This window comes from Alkalibacterium sp. MB6 (genome assembly GCF_009935905.1).
GTDB lineage: Bacteria > Bacillota > Bacilli > Lactobacillales > Carnobacteriaceae_A > Alkalibacterium.
Genome location: NZ_PREX01000001.1, coordinates 81,120 through 99,968, shown reverse-complemented (window position 1 = coordinate 99,968; position 18,849 = coordinate 81,120). Strand labels below are relative to the sequence as shown.

Annotated in this window: 14 protein-coding genes; 10 read left to right on the top strand and 4 right to left on the bottom strand. The window is 35.1% G+C overall.

Annotation, left to right across the window (positions count from 1 at the left end; all coding sequences use genetic code 11):
* Window positions 1-6 precede the first annotated feature (6 nt).
* The 7 genes from C3945_RS00470 (at window position 7) to C3945_RS00440 (ending at window position 5,734) form a co-directional block, all read left to right on the top strand.
* A complete protein-coding gene (locus C3945_RS00470; RefSeq protein WP_161877712.1) occupies window positions 7-345 on the top strand; it encodes a DUF1292 domain-containing protein in 339 nt (112 codons plus the stop codon).
* Between the two features lie 236 nt (window positions 346-581).
* The gene (mltG, locus tag C3945_RS00465; RefSeq protein ID WP_161877711.1) at window positions 582-1,667 is read left to right on the top strand and encodes an endolytic transglycosylase MltG; all 1,086 of its coding nucleotides are present in this window, start codon (window positions 582-584) and stop codon (window positions 1,665-1,667) included.
* Between the two features lie 83 nt (window positions 1,668-1,750).
* On the top strand, window positions 1,751-2,395 hold the full coding sequence (gene udk / locus C3945_RS00460) for a uridine kinase (RefSeq protein WP_161877710.1): 645 nt from the start codon (window positions 1,751-1,753) through the stop codon (window positions 2,393-2,395).
* Between the two features lie 278 nt (window positions 2,396-2,673).
* Window positions 2,674-3,147 (top strand): transcription elongation factor GreA, encoded by a 474-nt coding sequence (greA, locus tag C3945_RS00455; RefSeq protein ID WP_272928067.1) that lies wholly within the window; start codon window positions 2,674-2,676, stop codon window positions 3,145-3,147.
* 159 nt (window positions 3,148-3,306) lie between these two features.
* Window positions 3,307-4,044, top strand: a complete 738-nt coding sequence (gene liaF, locus C3945_RS00450) for a cell wall-active antibiotics response protein LiaF (protein WP_161877708.1) — start codon at window positions 3,307-3,309, stop codon at window positions 4,042-4,044.
* Window positions 4,041-5,102: a sensor histidine kinase gene (locus tag C3945_RS00445; protein WP_161877707.1), complete on the top strand. Its 1,062-nt coding sequence runs from the start codon at window positions 4,041-4,043 to the stop codon at window positions 5,100-5,102. Before liaF ends, C3945_RS00445 begins: the two co-directional genes overlap by 4 nt.
* Entirely contained in the window at window positions 5,099-5,734 is a 636-nt protein-coding gene (locus C3945_RS00440) for a response regulator transcription factor (RefSeq protein ID WP_161877706.1), read from the top strand. Before C3945_RS00445 ends, C3945_RS00440 begins: the two co-directional genes overlap by 4 nt.
* Before the next feature lie 61 nt (window positions 5,735-5,795).
* Here the strand turns inward: C3945_RS00440 and rnjA are convergent, their stop codons facing one another.
* Entirely contained in the window at window positions 5,796-7,469 is a 1,674-nt protein-coding gene (gene rnjA / locus C3945_RS00435) for a ribonuclease J1 (RefSeq protein WP_161877705.1), read from the bottom strand.
* A 301-nt stretch (window positions 7,470-7,770) separates the two neighbouring features.
* On the opposite strand from rnjA, the gene C3945_RS00430 reads away from it, so the two are divergent.
* Window positions 7,771-8,550, top strand: coding sequence for a Cof-type HAD-IIB family hydrolase (locus C3945_RS00430; RefSeq protein ID WP_161877704.1), 780 nt, complete (start codon window positions 7,771-7,773; stop codon window positions 8,548-8,550).
* A 431-nt stretch (window positions 8,551-8,981) separates the two neighbouring features.
* On the opposite strand, the gene C3945_RS00425 is transcribed toward C3945_RS00430, so the two are convergent.
* From C3945_RS00425 to C3945_RS00415, 3 genes are read right to left on the bottom strand one after another with little or no spacing between them, the layout of a single operon-like run.
* Complete coding sequence (locus C3945_RS00425) at window positions 8,982-11,540, bottom strand: BpuSI family type II restriction endonuclease (protein WP_161877703.1); 2,559 nt, start codon at window positions 11,538-11,540, stop codon at window positions 8,982-8,984.
* Window positions 11,541-11,542: 2 nt separating this feature from the next.
* The gene (locus C3945_RS00420) at window positions 11,543-12,631 is read right to left on the bottom strand and encodes a DNA cytosine methyltransferase (RefSeq protein ID WP_161877702.1); all 1,089 of its coding nucleotides are present in this window, start codon (window positions 12,629-12,631) and stop codon (window positions 11,543-11,545) included.
* Between the two features lies 1 nt (window position 12,632).
* Window positions 12,633-14,102: an Eco57I restriction-modification methylase domain-containing protein gene (locus C3945_RS00415; RefSeq protein ID WP_161877701.1), complete on the bottom strand. Its 1,470-nt coding sequence runs from the start codon at window positions 14,100-14,102 to the stop codon at window positions 12,633-12,635.
* Window positions 14,103-14,979: 877 nt separating this feature from the next.
* Here C3945_RS00415 and C3945_RS00410 point away from each other — a divergent pair.
* Entirely contained in the window at window positions 14,980-16,404 is a 1,425-nt protein-coding gene (locus C3945_RS00410; protein WP_161877700.1) for a DNA/RNA non-specific endonuclease, read from the top strand.
* 943 nt (window positions 16,405-17,347) lie between these two features.
* Complete coding sequence (gene abc-f, locus C3945_RS00405) at window positions 17,348-18,820, top strand: ribosomal protection-like ABC-F family protein (protein WP_153832468.1); 1,473 nt, start codon at window positions 17,348-17,350, stop codon at window positions 18,818-18,820.
* The last annotated feature ends 29 nt before the right edge of the window (window positions 18,821-18,849 follow it).

The window sequence follows — 18,849 nt, the reverse complement described above, 5'->3', positions numbered from 1 at the left end:
ACAGAAATGACAGATCACAACCACGATCACGATCACAACCATGATCATGACCATAATCACGACCACGACCATGAATTTATTACCATTATAGACGAAGAAGGAAATGAGGATCTTTACGAGATTCTATTTACTTTTGATTCTGAAGATTTTGATAAATCATACGTTTTAGTATTCCCTTCTGGAAGCAGTGAAGGAGAGGAAGTTGAATTATCAGCCTTCTCTTATACTGAAGCAGATGGCGGACTCGAAGGCACGCTAAGTGCTATCGAAACAGATGAAGAATGGGAAATGATTGAAGAAGTCTTGAACACCTTTATTAGCGATGAAGAAGAAGAACAAGACTAATATAAAAGCAAGTTAACAGGCAGATGGAGCTTTTCCGTCTGCCTTTTTTAACGAGTAAGTCCATTCAGACATATCTTATTCACCGTAAGAGGAAGCGTTAAACCGGCGTGAATCCTGGCCTAAGAGATAAGACAGAAGTGACTCGGTGGTCATGAGGTGAAATATCTTCTTTCGCATACTAGTGAGTTTGTGTATAATGATTAGAGATAACTATGATGATAAAGGATGGACAGTACATGCCCAATAAACAATCTACTCATACAGTCAGGAAAATAGTATTGAGTATTGTTTCAATTCTAATTATTTTAATTGTTGTTCTTGTGGTGTCAGGATACCAATACTATACATCCTCACTAGAGCCACTAGACCCTGAAAGCAATGTAGATGTGCCAGTAGAAATACCTATTGGATCATCTCGAACAGATATTGCACGTATATTAGAAGAAAACAATATTATAAGAAGCGCGTTTGTGTTTAACTATCACTTGAGATTCACCGGAGAAGAAGGCTTTCAAGCAGGTTATTATATGTTTTCGCCATCAATGTCTACAGAAACGATTGTGAGCCAACTTCAAGAAGGCGGTACACCTATTGTGGAAGAATCCACTGGTCGTTTGACTATACCTGAAGGCTACACCATTGAACAAGTGGGGGTTGTCATTGGTAACCAAACCGATTATTCAGTGGAAGAATTCTTCGAATTAGTCGAAAGTGATGAGTTTCTTGAAGAAAAGGCAGCTGAATTCCCGGAACTTTTATCTAGTGCCATGGCTGTCAAAGAAGACACGTTGTACTCACTTGAAGGGTATTTATATCCAGCTACTTATGAGTTTTTTGATGATACAAGCTTAGAAAGCTTAGTGACTCAAATGATTGCGCGTATGGATCAAGTCATGCAACAGTATTATCAAGAAATTGCGGACAACGAGACAACCGTTCACCGTATTTTAACAATGGCATCATTTATCGAGCGTGAAGGGATTACTTACGAGGATAGAGAATTGATCTCAGGGGTCTTTTATAACCGTCTAGCGATTGATATGCCACTTCAAACAGACGTGAGTGTTACGTATGCTCTAGGAGCACACCAAGAACGCATCACCTATGATGATTTAGAAGTCGACTCACCTTACAACTTGTATCAATACCGAGGGTTAGGACCTGGACCGGTGAATAACCCGGCAGAAGACTCTATTCGAGCAAGTATGTACCCAGCAGAAACGGACTACATGTATTTCTTGGCTGACCTCAACACCAGAGAGATATACTTCTCAGAAACCTATGACCAGCATTTAGAATACCAAAACGAATACCTAAGATAATGGATAAAGCATTGAGTCAGCAATGGCTCAGTGCTTTTATTAAGAAAAACAATAGGAAAACTTAAATGGAAAGGATTTTTATTATGACTAATATACATAAGCCAATTGTAATCGGAGTAACGGGAGGATCAGGGAGTGGAAAAACGAGTGTCAGTCAAGCCATTTATAACTTTTTCCCTGGCAAATCGATTATGATGCTTGAACAGGATTCCTATTACAAAAATCAAGACCATTTAAGTTTTGAAGAGCGACTCAAAACTAACTATGACCACCCATTTGCTTTTGATACAGACTTGTTGATAGAGCATTTAAATACATTACTGCAATATAAAGATATTGAAAAGCCTGTTTATGATTACACCAGGCATACAAGAAGTGATCAAACCATTCATCAAGAGCCAAAAGACGTCATCATTTTAGAAGGTATTTTAATACTGGAGGATGTTCGTTTAAGAGAATTGATGGATATTAAGGTATATGTCGATACGGATGACGACATACGAATCATTCGCCGCATAAAACGAGATATTGAAGAAAGAGGACGTACCTTAGATAACGTCATTGAACAATATTTATCGGTTGTTAAACCGATGCACACCCAATTCATTGAACCAACTAAAAAATTCGCTGACATCATTATCCCAGAAGGCGGCGAAAACCAAGTAGCCATTGATTTGATGACCACTAAAATCAACACTATTTTTGAAGAACGTGTCAGTAAAGATTAAACGCAATAAATAAAAGCATACGACCCTTCATAAAAGTAATAGATAGCGGCGCACGCTTCTTGCTTTGAGTGAGGGTCGTATCTTACTATAGTCTGTGAAGAATGCGCTTCACATGTGATAACTAAATACTCATAATTTTAGAAAACCGCTTTACTTTACTAAGAGATAATGGTATCTTAGTTGCATTGAGAATTTAGATTGTATACTTTGTTACAAAAAGATATAAATATCGAAAACGTGAATTTAAATTGAAAGAATTAGATGAGGTGGCAGGAATGATGACAGAAAAAGTATTCCCAATGACTGAACAGGGAAAAGAAAAACTCGAGAAAGAATTGCAAGTATTAAAATCAGTTAAACGTAAAGAAGTAGTTGAGCGTATAAAAATTGCTCGTGGCTTTGGAGATTTATCTGAGAACTCAGAGTATGAGTCAGCTAAAGACGAACAAGCCTTTATTGAAGGGCGCATTAGCACGATTGAAAATATGCTTCAGAATTCTCAAATTATTGACAGCTCTAACTCTGTAGAAGGCGTTGTGACTTTGGGACGTTCGGTGATGTTTAAAGAATTACCAGATGGTCTTGAAGAAGAGTATACAATCGTTGGAAAAGCAGAAGCCGATCCATTTTCTGGTAAAATTTCAAACGAATCTCCAATTGCTCAAGCCTTGCTTGGCAAAACCATTGGAGATAAAGTAACCATTAATACTCCAGGCGGTAAAATGGATGTAGAGATTACTAATGTCTTTTAATTAACGACTAATAAAAGGGTTAAAGGAAGGGGTCACCTTTTCTTTAACCCTTTTTCTGTTTAATAGTAGTCATACCTAAGACTGATTTTACACTTGGCCTAGTGCTATTCTTAGAAAATTTCGTTATACTTACCTTACGAAGATTAAGGAGCGGTTAGCATGAATACAACACTCTATAAAGTCATCATGATACTATTAGTTGTCTCGCTTCTTTTTGAAGTGACTCACAGTGGATTATTGATGACATTTTTAATATTAGGTATTGTTTTTTTATTTTTATATCAAACATCACCAAAACAATCATCTAAAAAAACGGATTACCTCTGGATCAGTATCGTTTTGTTTCTAGCTTCCTTTTTATTTACCACTGCTTTTTGGGCTCTAGTGACGATTTTTTTATTGGTTGAACTGAACTCTGATCAAAAATTATTGAATACCATTCGCGACCCGTTGTTTAGGAAAAAACAATATTGGAGAGAAAAAGAATTTATCTCTGTGGAATGGGAAGAGCATGAAAATAAAGATGTGCGTTTATACCGTAACAAATGGTTTGGGGACGATTATATTGGTAAAGATGTCTTTGAATGGGAAGATAAAAATATTCAAAAAGTTCTTGGCGATACCTTTTTCGATTTTGGGAATACCATCCTGCCAAAAAACGAGAACATTATTATTCTTAGAAAAGGGTTTGGGGATACGAAACTCTTAATCCCGCGAGACGTTGCGGTCTCTTTAAATGTCAGTATTGCTTTAGGTAAACTAATTATAGACGGCGATGAGTTTGATATGAAAAATGAAACAATAAAATGGCGTTCAAGTGATTATTATTCCTCTCAAAGACGAATTAAAATTGCAGCCAGCACCTTGATTGGGGAAGTCGAGGTCATTTATATATGAAAAAGTATTTATCGAATGTGTTCAAGTTTTTCTCTGTTTATTTTTTTATGTTGCTTGTCATTACGATTTTTATTTTATTAACGCTATCCGAGTACGACTTTATGACCGCTTTATACCGGGCGAATTTTATAGGGGTGTCGCTTGTCTTTTATTTGATTGGCTTTTCTTTCGCCTTAACCATCATTACTCTTTCATATTTAAGGTCCTTTGAAAAGAAAAAGTTGAGAAAAGTAGAAGAAGGCTTACGTATGATGAGCGAAGGGCACTATTCCGCATCTATATTCATGAATATGTACTCCATGGATACCCCACGCCAAATTAATGATGACATTGATCGGCAGTTTTTAAAATTACATGAAAAGCTAATGTTTATGGCAGATCAGGCATTAAAACACTCAGAAGAAACAAAAGAGTTGGGTAATGAAACCAAAGAAGAAATACTTGAGCAAGAACGACACCGCATCGCTAGAGAGTTGCATGATTCGGTGAGCCAGCAATTATTTGCAGCGTCCATGCTCTTGTCAGCAGCTAATCATCAAACAGACCAGTATTGCGAACGAGTAAAAAAACAGCTATTGCTAGCTGAAAAAACAATCAATGCGTCTCAAAATGAAATGCGTGCCTTGCTCCTTCATTTACGTCCCATCCAATTAGATGGAAAATCTTTGAAACAAGGTATTGAACAGTTACTGCAAGAATTATCAACTAAAATCGATATAAATTTGCAATACAGTATTGAATCTATCACAATGCCTTCAGTGATGGAGGACAATATCTTTCGTATCATTCAAGAACTTATGTCCAACGTCTTAAGGCATGCCAAAGCAAAGGAACTTGAAATCTATTTGAGGAAAAACGGCGACAGTGCACAACTAAAAGTGATTGATGACGGTATTGGCTTTGATTCTTCTAAACAAAGAGCAGGCGGTTATGGTCTGCAAAATATAAAAGAACGGATAGAAGGCATTGGAGGAAATGTCAAAATAGTTTCCATCCTTAACTTAGGCACTCGAATTGAAATAAATGTACCACTAGTCACAGGAGGGAGTTCAACATGATTAGATTACTTATAGTGGACGATCACGAAATGGTTCGTTTGGGCCTGTCGTCCTTTTTTTCAATCCAAGATGATTTTGAGATCGTTGGAGAAGCAATCGATGGGCAAGAGGGCATCGACCTCGCTCTAAGGGAGCGTCCGGACATTATATTGATGGATTTAGTAATGGATGGCGTGGATGGAACGGAAGCCACCCAAGAAATATTAAGGCAGTGGCCAGAAGCGAAAATCATTATACTAACCAGCTTTATCGATGACGAAAAGGTTTACCCAGCCATGCAAGCAGGAGCGTGCGGGTATATATTGAAGACCTCCTCTGCTAAAGAAATCGCTCAGGCGGTAAGAGAGACCTATAGTGGTAATGCCTATATAGAAGACGAAGTCACTAGTATAATGGAAGAAAAACGTGAAGAGATGGAACGGACTCATTTACATGATCAACTGACTAACCGCGAAAACGAAGTGGTCCAGTTAATCGCTAAAGGGTACACTAACCAAGACATTGCAGATGAATTATTCATTACATTGAAAACAGTCAAGACCCATGTATCAAATATATTATCCAAATTGGAAGTAGAGGACCGAACACAGGTCGCTATCTATGCTTTCCGACATGACATAGTCAATGAATAAAAAAAAGAGCTTCCTTTGCCTGATTAATCAATCGGCAAAGGAAGCTCTTTTTTGTCTGTTATTACTCGTTAGTTAAAATAACAGGTAAGATAATTGGTTGTCTTTCTGTTTCAGCGAATAAGAACTGTTTAATCGAATCGATTAATTCATTGCGCATCTTGTAGTCATTGACTTGTTGGTTATCAAGGGAACGCATCAAACTTTTATAAGCTATTTTTTGTGCTTTATGAATTAATTCTTCAGATTCACGCATGTAGATAAAGCCACGAGAAATGATGTCTGGACCGGCTAAAACGGCTTTTGTCTTCGGATCGATAGTGGCTACCACGACAACTAGTCCATTATCTGATAACAATTTACGGTCACGTAACACCACACTACCAATATCACCAATACCGCTACCGTCAATATAGACATCCTTGGCATCAAATTCCCCAGCACGTCTCGCGCTATCCTCAGTGAAGGCAACAATCTCACCATTATCCAGAATAAAACAGTTATCTTCTTCAACACCCGTTTGAACTGCTAAGCGAGCGTGAATGCGTTGCATACGGTGTTCACCATGAATCGGAACGAAATATTTAGGTTTCATTAATTGAAGCATCAATTTCTGTTCTTCTTGTCCACCGTGTCCAGAGGTATGAATATTATTGATTTTACCGTGAATCACATTGGCACCCGCTTCAAGCAATTGGTTAATCACTCGGTTCACACTAGCTGTGTTACCAGGAATAGGGGAGCTTGAGAAGACCACGTTATCACCAGGGTGAATGGAAATCTGTCTATGCGTTCCGTTAGCGACACGACTTAAAGCAGCCATCGGTTCACCTTGAGATCCCGTACATAAAATCAACACTTCGTTATCTTTGTAACGTTTCAGCTCATTCGGTTGAATGAAGGTGCCTTCTTCGGCTTGAATAAAGCCAAGTTCTTGACCGGTTTCTAAAGCATTTACCATACTTCGACCAAAGACAGCAATTTTACGGCCTGTTTTATTAGCCGCTTCAACCACCTGTTGAATACGAGAGATGTTAGAAGCAAAAGTCGCAAAAATGATTCGGCCATCGATTTTTTTCAGTAAACTGCGGATGGATTCACCAACCACTTGCTCTGATTTTGTAAAGTTAGGCACTTCAGCGTTCGTACTGTCAGATAAAAGAGCCAAGACGCCTTCTTCTCCGATGCGTGCCATTTTGTGCAAGTTAGCCGGTTCACCAACAGGGGTAAAGTCAAATTTAAAGTCACCCGTGTGAACGATGTTACCGTTGGGTGTTTTAACTACAATGCCGTATGCTTCTGGCACACTATGCGTGGTGCGGTAAAAGGTAACAGTCGTTTTGCGGAACTTCACAACTGTGTCTTCATTAATTTCGTTTAACGTAGCTGAGCGCAATAAATTGTGCTCATTTAATTTATTTTTGATTAAGGCTAATGCTAGTTTACCAGCATAGATAGGAATATTCAGTTGACGTAAGAGGTAAGGAACGCCTCCAACGTGGTCTTCGTGTCCGTGAGTGATAAATAAGCCTTTAATCTTATCTTTGTTTTCTACCAAGTAGGTGTAATCAGGTATGACATAATCAATACCGAGTAAATCATCTTCAGGGAATTTGATCCCTGCGTCAATCATAATAATTTCATCTTGAAACTGAATCGCGTAAGTGTTTTTACCAATTTCATTTAAACCACCTAGTGCGTATATAGCTGTTTCATTGTTTTTTATATTGGGTTTCATTTGTTAATCTCCTTATTTCTATAATTTTCTTAACGTCATCAATGTGAGTCGATACTAGCTGTTGAGTCACTTACACAAGCAGCCTAATCTAAGGCTGTTATCTATATAATCCGAACGTTTTGTGGCAAAACAAACCACTGATATGATTAGTTTACCATACTAAAAAAAATAAGTATAGAAGAAGGGAGCCGAGGAAATAAGCTAAGCAAAGCCACAGTAGTCAGAGAATGGTCCGTTCATATTGAGATGTTGTTAAAAATAAACTATAGTAGAAGGTGAGACGAGAAAGGGAAGTGAGATTTTGGCAGATAAAAAACTCTTTATATTCGACATTGACGGGACGCTTTTAAATGATAAGGGTGCTGTGTTAGATAGTACAAAAGAAGCCTTAAAAAAGATAAACGAAACACATGAAGTAGCGATTGCGACAGGTAGAAACAGAACAATGGCAATGGATATCATAGAAGAACTCGACATCTCTACTTACATTGTGTGTAACGGTGCGGCTGCTTTTTACAAGAATGAAGCCATTTATAAAAATAAACTAGACAGTGATGAAGTAAAGCAATTAATAGAACGAGCTGATAAAAACGGCCACCAATTGATTTATGAAACAGTAGACGACTTAAAACGTCGAGACGCAGAACCGAACGACCGTATGGTAAATGGCATGAAGCATGTTGGCTATCCCGTTCCAGAACAATACAGAGACTTTTATAAAGAAAACGACTTGGTTCAGTGCCTCATCTTTTATTCAGAAGACGAAGCAGGTACTTACGAAGAAGACCAATTTAAAGCCTTCCGTTTTGTCAGATGGTATGAAGCAGGCGTCGATGTTCTACCCATAGACGGTTCGAAGTTAAATACCATTAAACGGTTAGCCGATCACATGAACATTGACATGAAGGACGTCATTGCCTTTGGAGACGGCTTAAATGACTTAGAAATGATTGAACACGCCGGTATTGGCGTAGCGATGGGGAATGCAAGGGAAGAAGTTAAAGCAGTCGCAGACCTCGTCACCGACAGTCACACGGCCGATGGCATAGTGAATGCGTTGAAGGAAATGAAGTTCATTTAGGTTTCCATACCAAGTTTTTCAAAAGAGATGATTAGTATTTCGCTCTAAAACAAAAAGAGGGGACGCCATATTCTGGCGTCCCTTCTTTTTGTTTATGTAATGGAGATAATCGGGCTCGAACCGATGACCTCTTCACTGCCAGTGTTAGAAAATGTACATTGATGAGCCTAACAGGTCACTCATAATGTTGCTTTTAAAGGATTCCTAACTAAAATGTACATGACAGATACTTACAGGTATTAAGAAAAGTTTCGGAAGATTTACTGGAACAAAATTATAAAAGCCCGACAGCTTAAATCTTTTGCCTTATCACATATTATTATTCAAATTATACACTTTAAACTTATTGCGGATTAACCATAAACATTAATTTCAATTCTCTTATATTAATTATAGTCATCAAAATGAAAAACATTAATACATACGTTGAGTTAAAATTTCGAGGTTCTTTCAGTAGCCATAAATGTAAGAACATTTAGTGACTCTTCTATTATAAACTCAGGATTTTCAAACAAAATTTCCGCCCAAATTTGGTCGGTGTTTTTCGCTTCTGGATTTTTCAGGTCACAAAAAGTAATTTCATTAAAATTATTAAGAATTGTTACCTGCTCATTTTCACTCAGTCTATCAAGTATAGGAAAGTAAGTCTGTTCATAGTCTGGCAATTCCATTTTCCTAACACCTTCTTGATCTTTAGAATTTATCTCACACATTAATTGATAAAAAATTGTAGATGTCCATGATGTATAAATCTTAATGTCATTTTCGTTCTCAGAATAAAAGCAATTAAAATTAGTTGATATAACTATAGGCTGATCTGTATAGAATACTTTTCCAGTAGGTCTTATAGCACGAGGTAATAAAAGTTTATATCCCTCTATAATTTTGCTACTATCTTTCATCAATATTTTCTTTAATTCATCATAGCTCTTAGGACGTCTGGCTTGTTTACCTACTGATTGTGGAGTCTCTAAATAAGTATTTATTGCTTTATCAACTGATTCATTGGTAGATTTCTTATAGTCGATTGTAAGATAATCACCTTCATTAATAAAGCAACTATTAAATTTGCGAACACTTCGGATTCCCTGAACTGTTTCTAGGCCTTCAGTATTAATTAATTCATGATTTCTATCTAAAAACACTAAATTAGAGGCTCCATCATTACCTGCCCATCCACGCCTAACCTTTAGGGTATCACTAGGTATATCTTTTAACCTTACTAATTTGGGATGACTAGAGAAATAATTGTTCATGAACTCTACAGCACTAAATCCTACTGATGATAAGCCCCGCCAACCTTCTCCGACCGAGTCTGAAAAAACTTTGTACTCATTCTCTAATACATCTATACCTTGTGTTAGTTCAGTAAAAGTATTAGTAGATTCATTCATTTGTAAGTTTCTTTCAAAGTTAGAGACGTTTATATCCTTTAGAGGCATATATGCTGACAAAACCTGAATGCTTTCTGATGGTCGATTTACTCTTCCTATCACAACACAAGTCTTCTTTGCCACAGACTCAAATAATCCACTAGACGGGTATGTAAAGATTGTTTTTAAGCCAAAATTTTGTAGCAAGAATTCTCTAAACTTAACAGCTTCTATACCTCTTCCAGTTAAGTAACCAACAGGTATTATACAAGCTATTGTTGTATTTTCTTTTGCAAGAGCACTAATTAATTCAATAAATGGAGCTTCTAATCCAATTTGACCAATTGAAGTAATTGCTCTTTTTCCAGTAATTCTTTTAATACTAGCAAATAATTCTTTTTTCCTTTCTACGCTATTAATACCTGCCACATAAGGCGGATTCAATAAAATAACATCAACATCATTAAAATAATTTTCATCCAAATCATTAATATTCTTGGCTGTAACCTTAGGACTTGTATCTTTAGAAATGATTCTAGGGTTATTTAAACCGATTCTTAAGGAAAGAAGCTCTAGTAACTTCTCATTCTTATCATTTGCTTTTATTCTTTCTGGAGTTATATTGAATATTTCAATTGCGGAGGTAATAAGATTTCCACTTCCACTTGCAGGGTCGCTGATTTTTCCATCCTCAGAAAGATTAGCGATTTGTTTTGCTAGAATGGATAAAAATCTTGATAATTCTAAGTCTGTCGGTACTTCTCCATTATGAGCTTGATCTATAGAAGCAACCTCATGTAGCAGATTAGATATATAGTCACCATCAGCATATGTTTTGCCACTTTCATACATTAGTTCTAGTAACATAGCTGGTACATCAAACGGTACTATATAATTTGTTTCATCTTTATTAAATATTTCATTAAAATTGACACGCATCGCTTCCGTACATACATTGTTTACATTATTTCGAAATCTACGAATATCATATCTAAATCCATCTAAATCTAACTCATTAAAAACACCACGTATATATTCGTATAGCAAAAAAACTAAACTAGTTTTCCATTCTTTATTTTTATTCACAACACTTCTCATATGATCTTGAAACTCACTGAGAGAGTTAGAATAAACATATTCTTGATCAAGAATATTTGTTTTTATAATATTTTTAAACTCATTAGAAAGCTTATTAATAAACATTTCTCTAGTATACTCTTGGAATTTTCCAATTGATTTTAAGCCCGGCTTAAGAATTTGTTGAACTACTCTTGGTCTTTCACTATCGTATCTAAAAATATACATATTTTCTAAGTTGGTTAGAATATAGAAAGGCTGTTCTGTTTGATTACCATTACTTTGAACATATGACATTGCTTGATATTGATATCTTGCGCTATTAATATCAGAAGGGGTTCTTTTCACTTCAATAACACACAAATATTTACCGTCATGCCTATTTTTTATTACAAAATCCATTTCAAGTGTTCCAGTATATTCATGATGTTTCACTTCATAATCATCTTGAATGTTTAACAATGTTAGTGCTTCGACTAGTGCCTCTTCACATACTGGATGAAACGCTACAACTTCTGAATCGGAATAAGATAACCACATATTTACACCTCAATATATTTTTTTAATTGTCTTGCTATATTTTCTGCTAATAAAGGAGGTACCGCATTCCCCACTATGCTTCTTTTACTCTGAAAGCTACTAGATATTAATTTAAATGAATCTGGAAAACTTTGCAGTCTCATTGCTTCTCTGATCGTAATTAATCTATTTTCTGAATAATGTATAAAGCAACCTCCATTAGGACGATTAAAGTACGTGTTAATAGTGTACGAAGCTTTAGTTGGATTCATGCGACCGTAAAATGTTGTTCTACCACCTTCTCTTTGAAGCCGCTGTATTCTCTTAGATGGAACATCACGGGGTATATCCAAATAATTGCCTCCAGGTTTAACATGTTTAATTACATATTTGTCTAGTTCACTTACTGTAGGGGTGCTATGTTCATCAACTTTAGTCTGAGAATCTCTAATAAACCTTTGATAGTTACTTTTAGGGCCAGTTTTATATGGAATAGCTTCGTCCGCTGATTCTGTTGATGGTGGTAAATCACTTAATGCTTCTTCCACAGTTACAAATTCTTTTTCTTCAGTCATTAAAGCTTTAGGAAATTCAAATAGATTTTGATTTTTTAAACCAACAATTATAACTCTTTTACGCTTTTGAGGAACTCCATAACTCGCTGAATTAAGTACCTCAGCTGATATCTTATATCCTATCTGCTCAAAAGTTTTAACAAGCATTGGAAATACTTTATTTCCGTTCTCATCTTTTGCTGATAGGAGACCAGTCACATTTTCGAAAACAAACGCCTGAGGATTAACTTGATCAATAATCTCAATATACTTCCAGACCAGTTTTCCTCTGTCATCATTTGGATTTCTATTTCCAGATAAAGAAAATGATTGACAGGGTGGACCGCCAATTACCACATTTGCTGCTGGTATTTTCATAATATCTACATCATTAATACTAGCATGAACGATATGCTTGCCGATATTATGCTTATAAGTCGCAACTGCATTCTTATCATTATCATTAGCCCATATGATATTATAATCCTGTTTCTTAAATCCTAAATCTAGTCCCCCTCCTCCAGAAAACAAACTTACAACATTAATTGAATTCTTCATTTTATACATCCATTCTATCTTTTTTATATATCTTACTAGCCTCAATAATCTGTTGATAACTGACACAAGAATAGTTACTAATAATTTTAGAAATATTTTCAATTATTTTTAAGTGGTCCGATTCATGATTTATAATTTTTTTACCTAAAGACTCTAGTTTCACCATGTCTTTAGTTTCCATTTTTGATATGTCTGGAAACACTATCAAATCTAAATCATACTTCTGAATTTTCAAAACACCTTTACCGTGTCTTTTTCCAAGCTTCTCTAATTGATAATAAGTATAATGATTATTTAAAAGTGACAAGAGTATATACTTGTTTATAATAGGTGTGATTACATAAAAGTTATCTCTGACAATAGCATCTGTATCATTTAAAATAAACCTAATTTTATCTCTAATAATATACCCGAATATGATTCCTTCATAATTAGTTTTTTTGAAGGTATACCATTCTTGTCTTTTTTGAATCTTCTTGTGCAACGTTTTAGGTTTCTCAGTTTCAATTATGGTTCGTTGCCAATTTTCTAAATAGACTATTTCATCATCATTTAGCTTAGAGTCTTTAGTAATATAAAGTATATTATCCATTCTTGTATTATTTGCATTGTAACCAATAATATCTTTTGGAGAAGATATTATTTTTTTTAGATTCGATGTTTTTCTTATACTTGGATTTACGAAAATACTATTCGCACCTGTTGTTAATCCACGTTTGGTATTTGCGTATTTTAGAATGTTTATAGGAAAACCTAAATCAAAATCAGGTAAGTTATATTTCAAATCTGATTCTTTGAAATCATCTTCAGTAATAAACAAGTTTCTCTCTTTAACGGTTTTGTCATTCTTTGTTTTAACAATTTTTAAAACAATTACATCAACTAATGGAGAAGTTTCAAAAGCATTCCCTATAATGTTTATTTTTGAAACAATCTTAGAAGAGTATATCTCAATAATATTGTTTAGTACTTTTTCGTTAGTACTTCCTTTCCAACTTCCTGGAAATATAATGACCATCTCTCCATCTTCTTTAAGAAGACTAAGACATTTGGTTATAAAGTACATATAAAAATTTGAATTGGATGGCAATTCTTTAAAAATTTCTTTGCTTTTTAGATTTTTCTTTGTTATTCCAAAATCAGATAAAGAATCAATTTTTTCATGTCTCAAATAAGGAGGGTTTAATATTATCCCATCGTATTTTTCCGAAATGTGACTTAGTAAAAAATCTTGATTTCTAAGTTTTAAATCTAATGTGAATTTATTGTTTATTTCTAATTGAAAATTATTAAATAAATTGCTGTCTAATTCATATCCTGTTATCCTTTTAGGTGAGAGGGCAAGTAAACTCTTGATAAATACTCCTTCACCAAAACAAGGGTCTAAAAAACTTAGCGGTTCTTTAGAAAATAAAGACACCATAAAGTCACTTACTCTTTTAGTAGTAAAAACTTGGCCGAGATCAACCATAACAAACATTCCTTTGTAAACATAAAAAAACAATAACTACTGTTTTTTATGTTTTAATATATTCAAGTAAAATTAACATAGTTTTCATACTTTCAATTTGTAAATTTAATTATATCAGAATAAGAACTTACGTACTATGGAAGTTATAATTATTGATTTTGATAATATATAGCCATGCATTTCCAAGTGTACTTTCGATTCAATTATTCAATTGTCCACCAAAAATAATTTACTCCAAATTATAGTGCGAACATTATCGGTTATTTAAAGAATTTATATAACTCTGTTTTTTTAATTAATCTCTTGATTAATTGATAGTTTAGTATATGGCAAATTAACTTTTCAGTAAAGTTGTCATAAATATCTCCGAAAATATATTTTAAATTCTCATTCGATAACTAAGATAATTCGAGATATTACCTATACTAATCTGATTTTATTACTCAAGTTAAATCTTTAACCTCTTTTTAAAATCAGTTAGACATTATTTTATCTTAATCCTAATTATAGAACGATTGTTCTCATAGTCAACAGCTGCATTCAAAAATATCGTAATCGCTATTCTTCAAATAACTTTTAGATCTCTATATTACTGTTCACATCTCAATTTTCCTGCCCCTCATCTCCAGAGTTTCGTCTGCGTGTCGGCTTCATCCGCTTTGCGTATTCCGCTCGACGCATCCGAACCACTTCCGATTTCAAAGCAGGAAAATTGAGATGTGAACACTAGTTGTAATATTGATTAGTTTTAAGGGAGTTTTTTTTAAGTATATATATTCCTACTTGTGGCATATGGTATTATTAAGCTAATCATATATGAAGGAGTTTTAACATGAAGAAATATTTGAAGTGGTTTGCAATAATAATTGGACTATTAATGGCATTTTCCGTATTAATTGTTGTTAGTCCTTTTACATTAGTCATTTCACTCATAGCATTGTGGTTCTTTACCAAAAAGAAACCAAATGAGAAATTTAGAAAGTTTGCTAAGAATAGCGTGATTGCAAGTATCGTCGGTTTAGTTTTCTTCACACTAATGGGGAACTCAGAATCTGAAGAAATTAATGTAGCATCTGACCAGGCTACAGAGCAGGTTGTAGTTGCTGAAGAGGATAATGAAGAGAATACTGAAGAAGTAGATAGTCAAGAAATAGACTTTGAGGAAGAAGAAGATGATGAAGATGATGAAGAGAAACGTTTAGCTGAGGAACAGAAGCAGCGTGAACAATATCAGAAGTTACAAGAACAAAAGCAAGCAGAGCAGAAAGAACAAGAACTAAAAAAAGAGCAACAGAAAAAAGAACAAGAAGAACTTAAGAAACAAGAGGAGCTTGAGCGTAAAGAACAAGAAGAACGTGAAAAGGAAATAGCTGAAGCTAATCCTAATAAATCAAGTGACACAAAGGCTCCAAACAAGCCTGTAGAGGTACCTCAAGGTAAAGAGGATGTCAAAGTCAATAACAACATTCCTTTCTTCAGCAACGAAGATATTTCGAGTACTGAGGTATATCATCGCAATGGCTCTCTTGATTCACTAGGAAGAGAAACAGCAGCTAATGCAGTAGTCGGTGTTGATATTATGCCTGCAGAAGAACGTGGCAGTATTGGCCATATCGAACCGTCAGGATGGAATCAAGCTAGATATGCGAATATCGGATCTGGTGGATGGCTATATAATCGCTCGCATCTAATTGGACACCAAATGACTGGAAATGATGACCGAGAGAATTTAATGACCGGTACACGATGGTTTAATATGAGAATGTTAGAATATGAAAACTGGGTTGCTAACTATGTTGAGTCAACTGAAAACCTTGTTAGATATCGTGTCACACCCGTATTTGAAGGCAATAACCTAGTAGCTTCTGGGGCATACATGGAAGCTTTCTCCATAGAAGATAATGGCGAAGGCGTTATGTTTAATATTTACGTTCCTAATATTCAACCGGGAGTAGAAATTAATTATGCTAATGGTTCAAGTGTTGGACCAGCGGGGCCAGCAGAAGAAGGCGAAATTACAAACTACAATGGCAATAAATCTAATAGCAGTAGCTCTAGCAGTAAGAAGCCAGCAACTCCTACGCCGGCACCAAAAACTGAAAAGAAACCAGCGCCCGCACCTGCACCTAAGCCAGAAGAAAAACCAGCTGGAGGAGATTTATCCTCAGTAGATGCGAATGGCAATGGTAAAGTTACTATTCAAGAAGCCAAAGATGCTGGTTACTCAATGCCAATCTATAGTGATCACTGGTTATATCAATACATGGATGACCGTAATAACAATGGAATGGTCGGAGAGTAGCTCTTACCTTTTATAATTACTGAAGTATTCTGATGGCATTAATGAGAAGTACAAAAGTAAGTCTAATTTAAGTTAACTTAAACTCTATAAAGTATCCTTGTTAGTATAATAAATAAAAGCGGTATTTCAGTTTAAACTGAGATACCGCTTTTTGAATTTAGTCTTCATCGAATAAAAATCTTATAAGATGTGTTCACCTTTCATTTTTCTTAGCGTGAAATCGGAAGTGGTTCAGATGCGTCGAGTGTAATACGCGTAGCGGATGAAGCCGACACGCAGATGAAACTCTGGAGATGAGGGGTAAGAAAAATGAAAGGTGAACTTTGACTAATATATAAGAACAATTCTCAAAAAAATTATCTCTAATACCTATATCCTGAATAATTCATACTTTTAAATATTGAGTTATTTTAGTCGTTATTTTTCAATTTTGGATCGTATTATTGAAACTTACATAAAGTATAGATATAGATCCAAAAAACGAAATTTATACTAATTACCGCTCAAACTTAAGCTAGACACCACAAAAAACAATAAAGAAATTTTTAATAAAATTATGATTATCAGTTATATTTTCCATACTATCTGCTTCAACAAGATAATTTTCATAAAAATTGACAATGACTTTTATGCATGTTATATTAAAGCTATAAATACAAAAGGAAGTGTACAGGTGATAGCATCCATGAGATTACGCAAATAAATGGCAATAGAAAACAGGCTCAATTTTCTAGATGAAATTGGCTTCTTTGTCATGCGTAACAATCTTATCGTGCGAAACCTATAAAAGAATACCCATCTGAACACAGGAGGGGTCTCTTTTCAGTACGCTTAAAATAAGACAAACCATGCAGATTGAAGCCGGCTAGACTTCGACCTGTATTTTTTATTGCCCAAAATCAAGTTAATACAAATGGACAAATAAAATACAGGAGATGAGTAAATGAACCAATTAGTTATTGAACTCAAAAATATAGAAAAAAGTTATCAGAATAAAGACATTTTACAAATAGAGAATCTAAAAGTATATGAAAATCAAAAAATCGGAATAGTCGGTCGAAATGGTGAAGGCAAGAGCACCTTATTAAAACTAATTTCAGGTGAAATAAAACCAGATATCGGTGAAATAAACACCAAAATAGATTTTCAATATTACCGTCAAATCGAATCCGAAATCCAACCAGATTTCACAAAAATAGATGCGGAATATCTTTCACGACTGAATGTGCCGGAACATAATATTCAACATTTTAGTGGAGGCGAACAGACAAGAATGCGGTTAGCCGAGTATTTCTCTATCTATCACTTTGGCTTGATGATGGATGAGCCAACAACACATTTGGATCGAGAAGGGATTCAGTTTCTGGTGGACCAGTTGAAATACTACTATGGCACCTTAATCGTAGTGAGTCACGACCGCTACTTTTTAGATGAAGTTGTTGATATAATTTGGGAAATTCATGAGGGTAAAATCACAGTGTATAACGGTAATTATTCAGATTATCAGGTACAGAAAGAACAAGAACGAATTGAGCAAGAAAATGCCTATGAGAATTTTTTAAAAGAAAAGAACCGCTTAGAAAAAGCCGCGAAAGTTAAACAGGCTCAAGCGGATAAGCTGAATCAAGTCAGTACAAAACAGAAAAACAAAGCCGTCAACCCAGGTAGACTAGGCTCTTCCAAACAAAAAGATACGGTACAAAAGGCAGCACATAAAGCCGCAAAAGCAATTGAAAAAAGAGTTGAGCAATTAGATGAGGTCGATCAGCTACAAACGGACAAAATAATTCAGTTTCCAACACCTAAACTACTTGAAATCCATAATGACTTTCCGATTATGGGGCAGGATGTGACCATTAAAAAAAGTGACAAAGTTCTCTTTCATGAAATGAATTTCCAGTTTCCGCTTGGAAAACGAATTGGTATCGTGGGACCAAATGGATCTGGGAAATCGACACTGCTTCAACATATTCTAGAAGAAGGTAGTGGGATAACGCTCTCTAAGAAAGTCGTCTTTTCAACTTATAAACAGATGGCTTATCAATTGAGTGGAGAAAAATCAATGGTAGATTATTTGATGGAGGATACCGAGTTTACAGAACCGATTGTTCGGAGTGTATTAAATAATTTAGGATTTAATCAAGGGGAAGTATCCACAAAAGCGATTAGCGATTTAAGTGGTGGGGAAGCGACCCGTTTAGTTATCGCAAAACTCTTCACGGATCCAAGTAATGTCATGATCTTGGATGAGCCAACCAATTTTATAGATGTGCAAACAATTGAAGCTCTAGAAAACCTAATGAAGAGCTATAATGGAACAATTTTATTTACGTCACATGATCAATACTTTACGAAAAATATCGCTGAACAGATATGGGAAATTAACAATCAGAAATTAGAATTAATCGAATATTAAACAAAGAAGTCTCCTTCGTATCGAGGGAG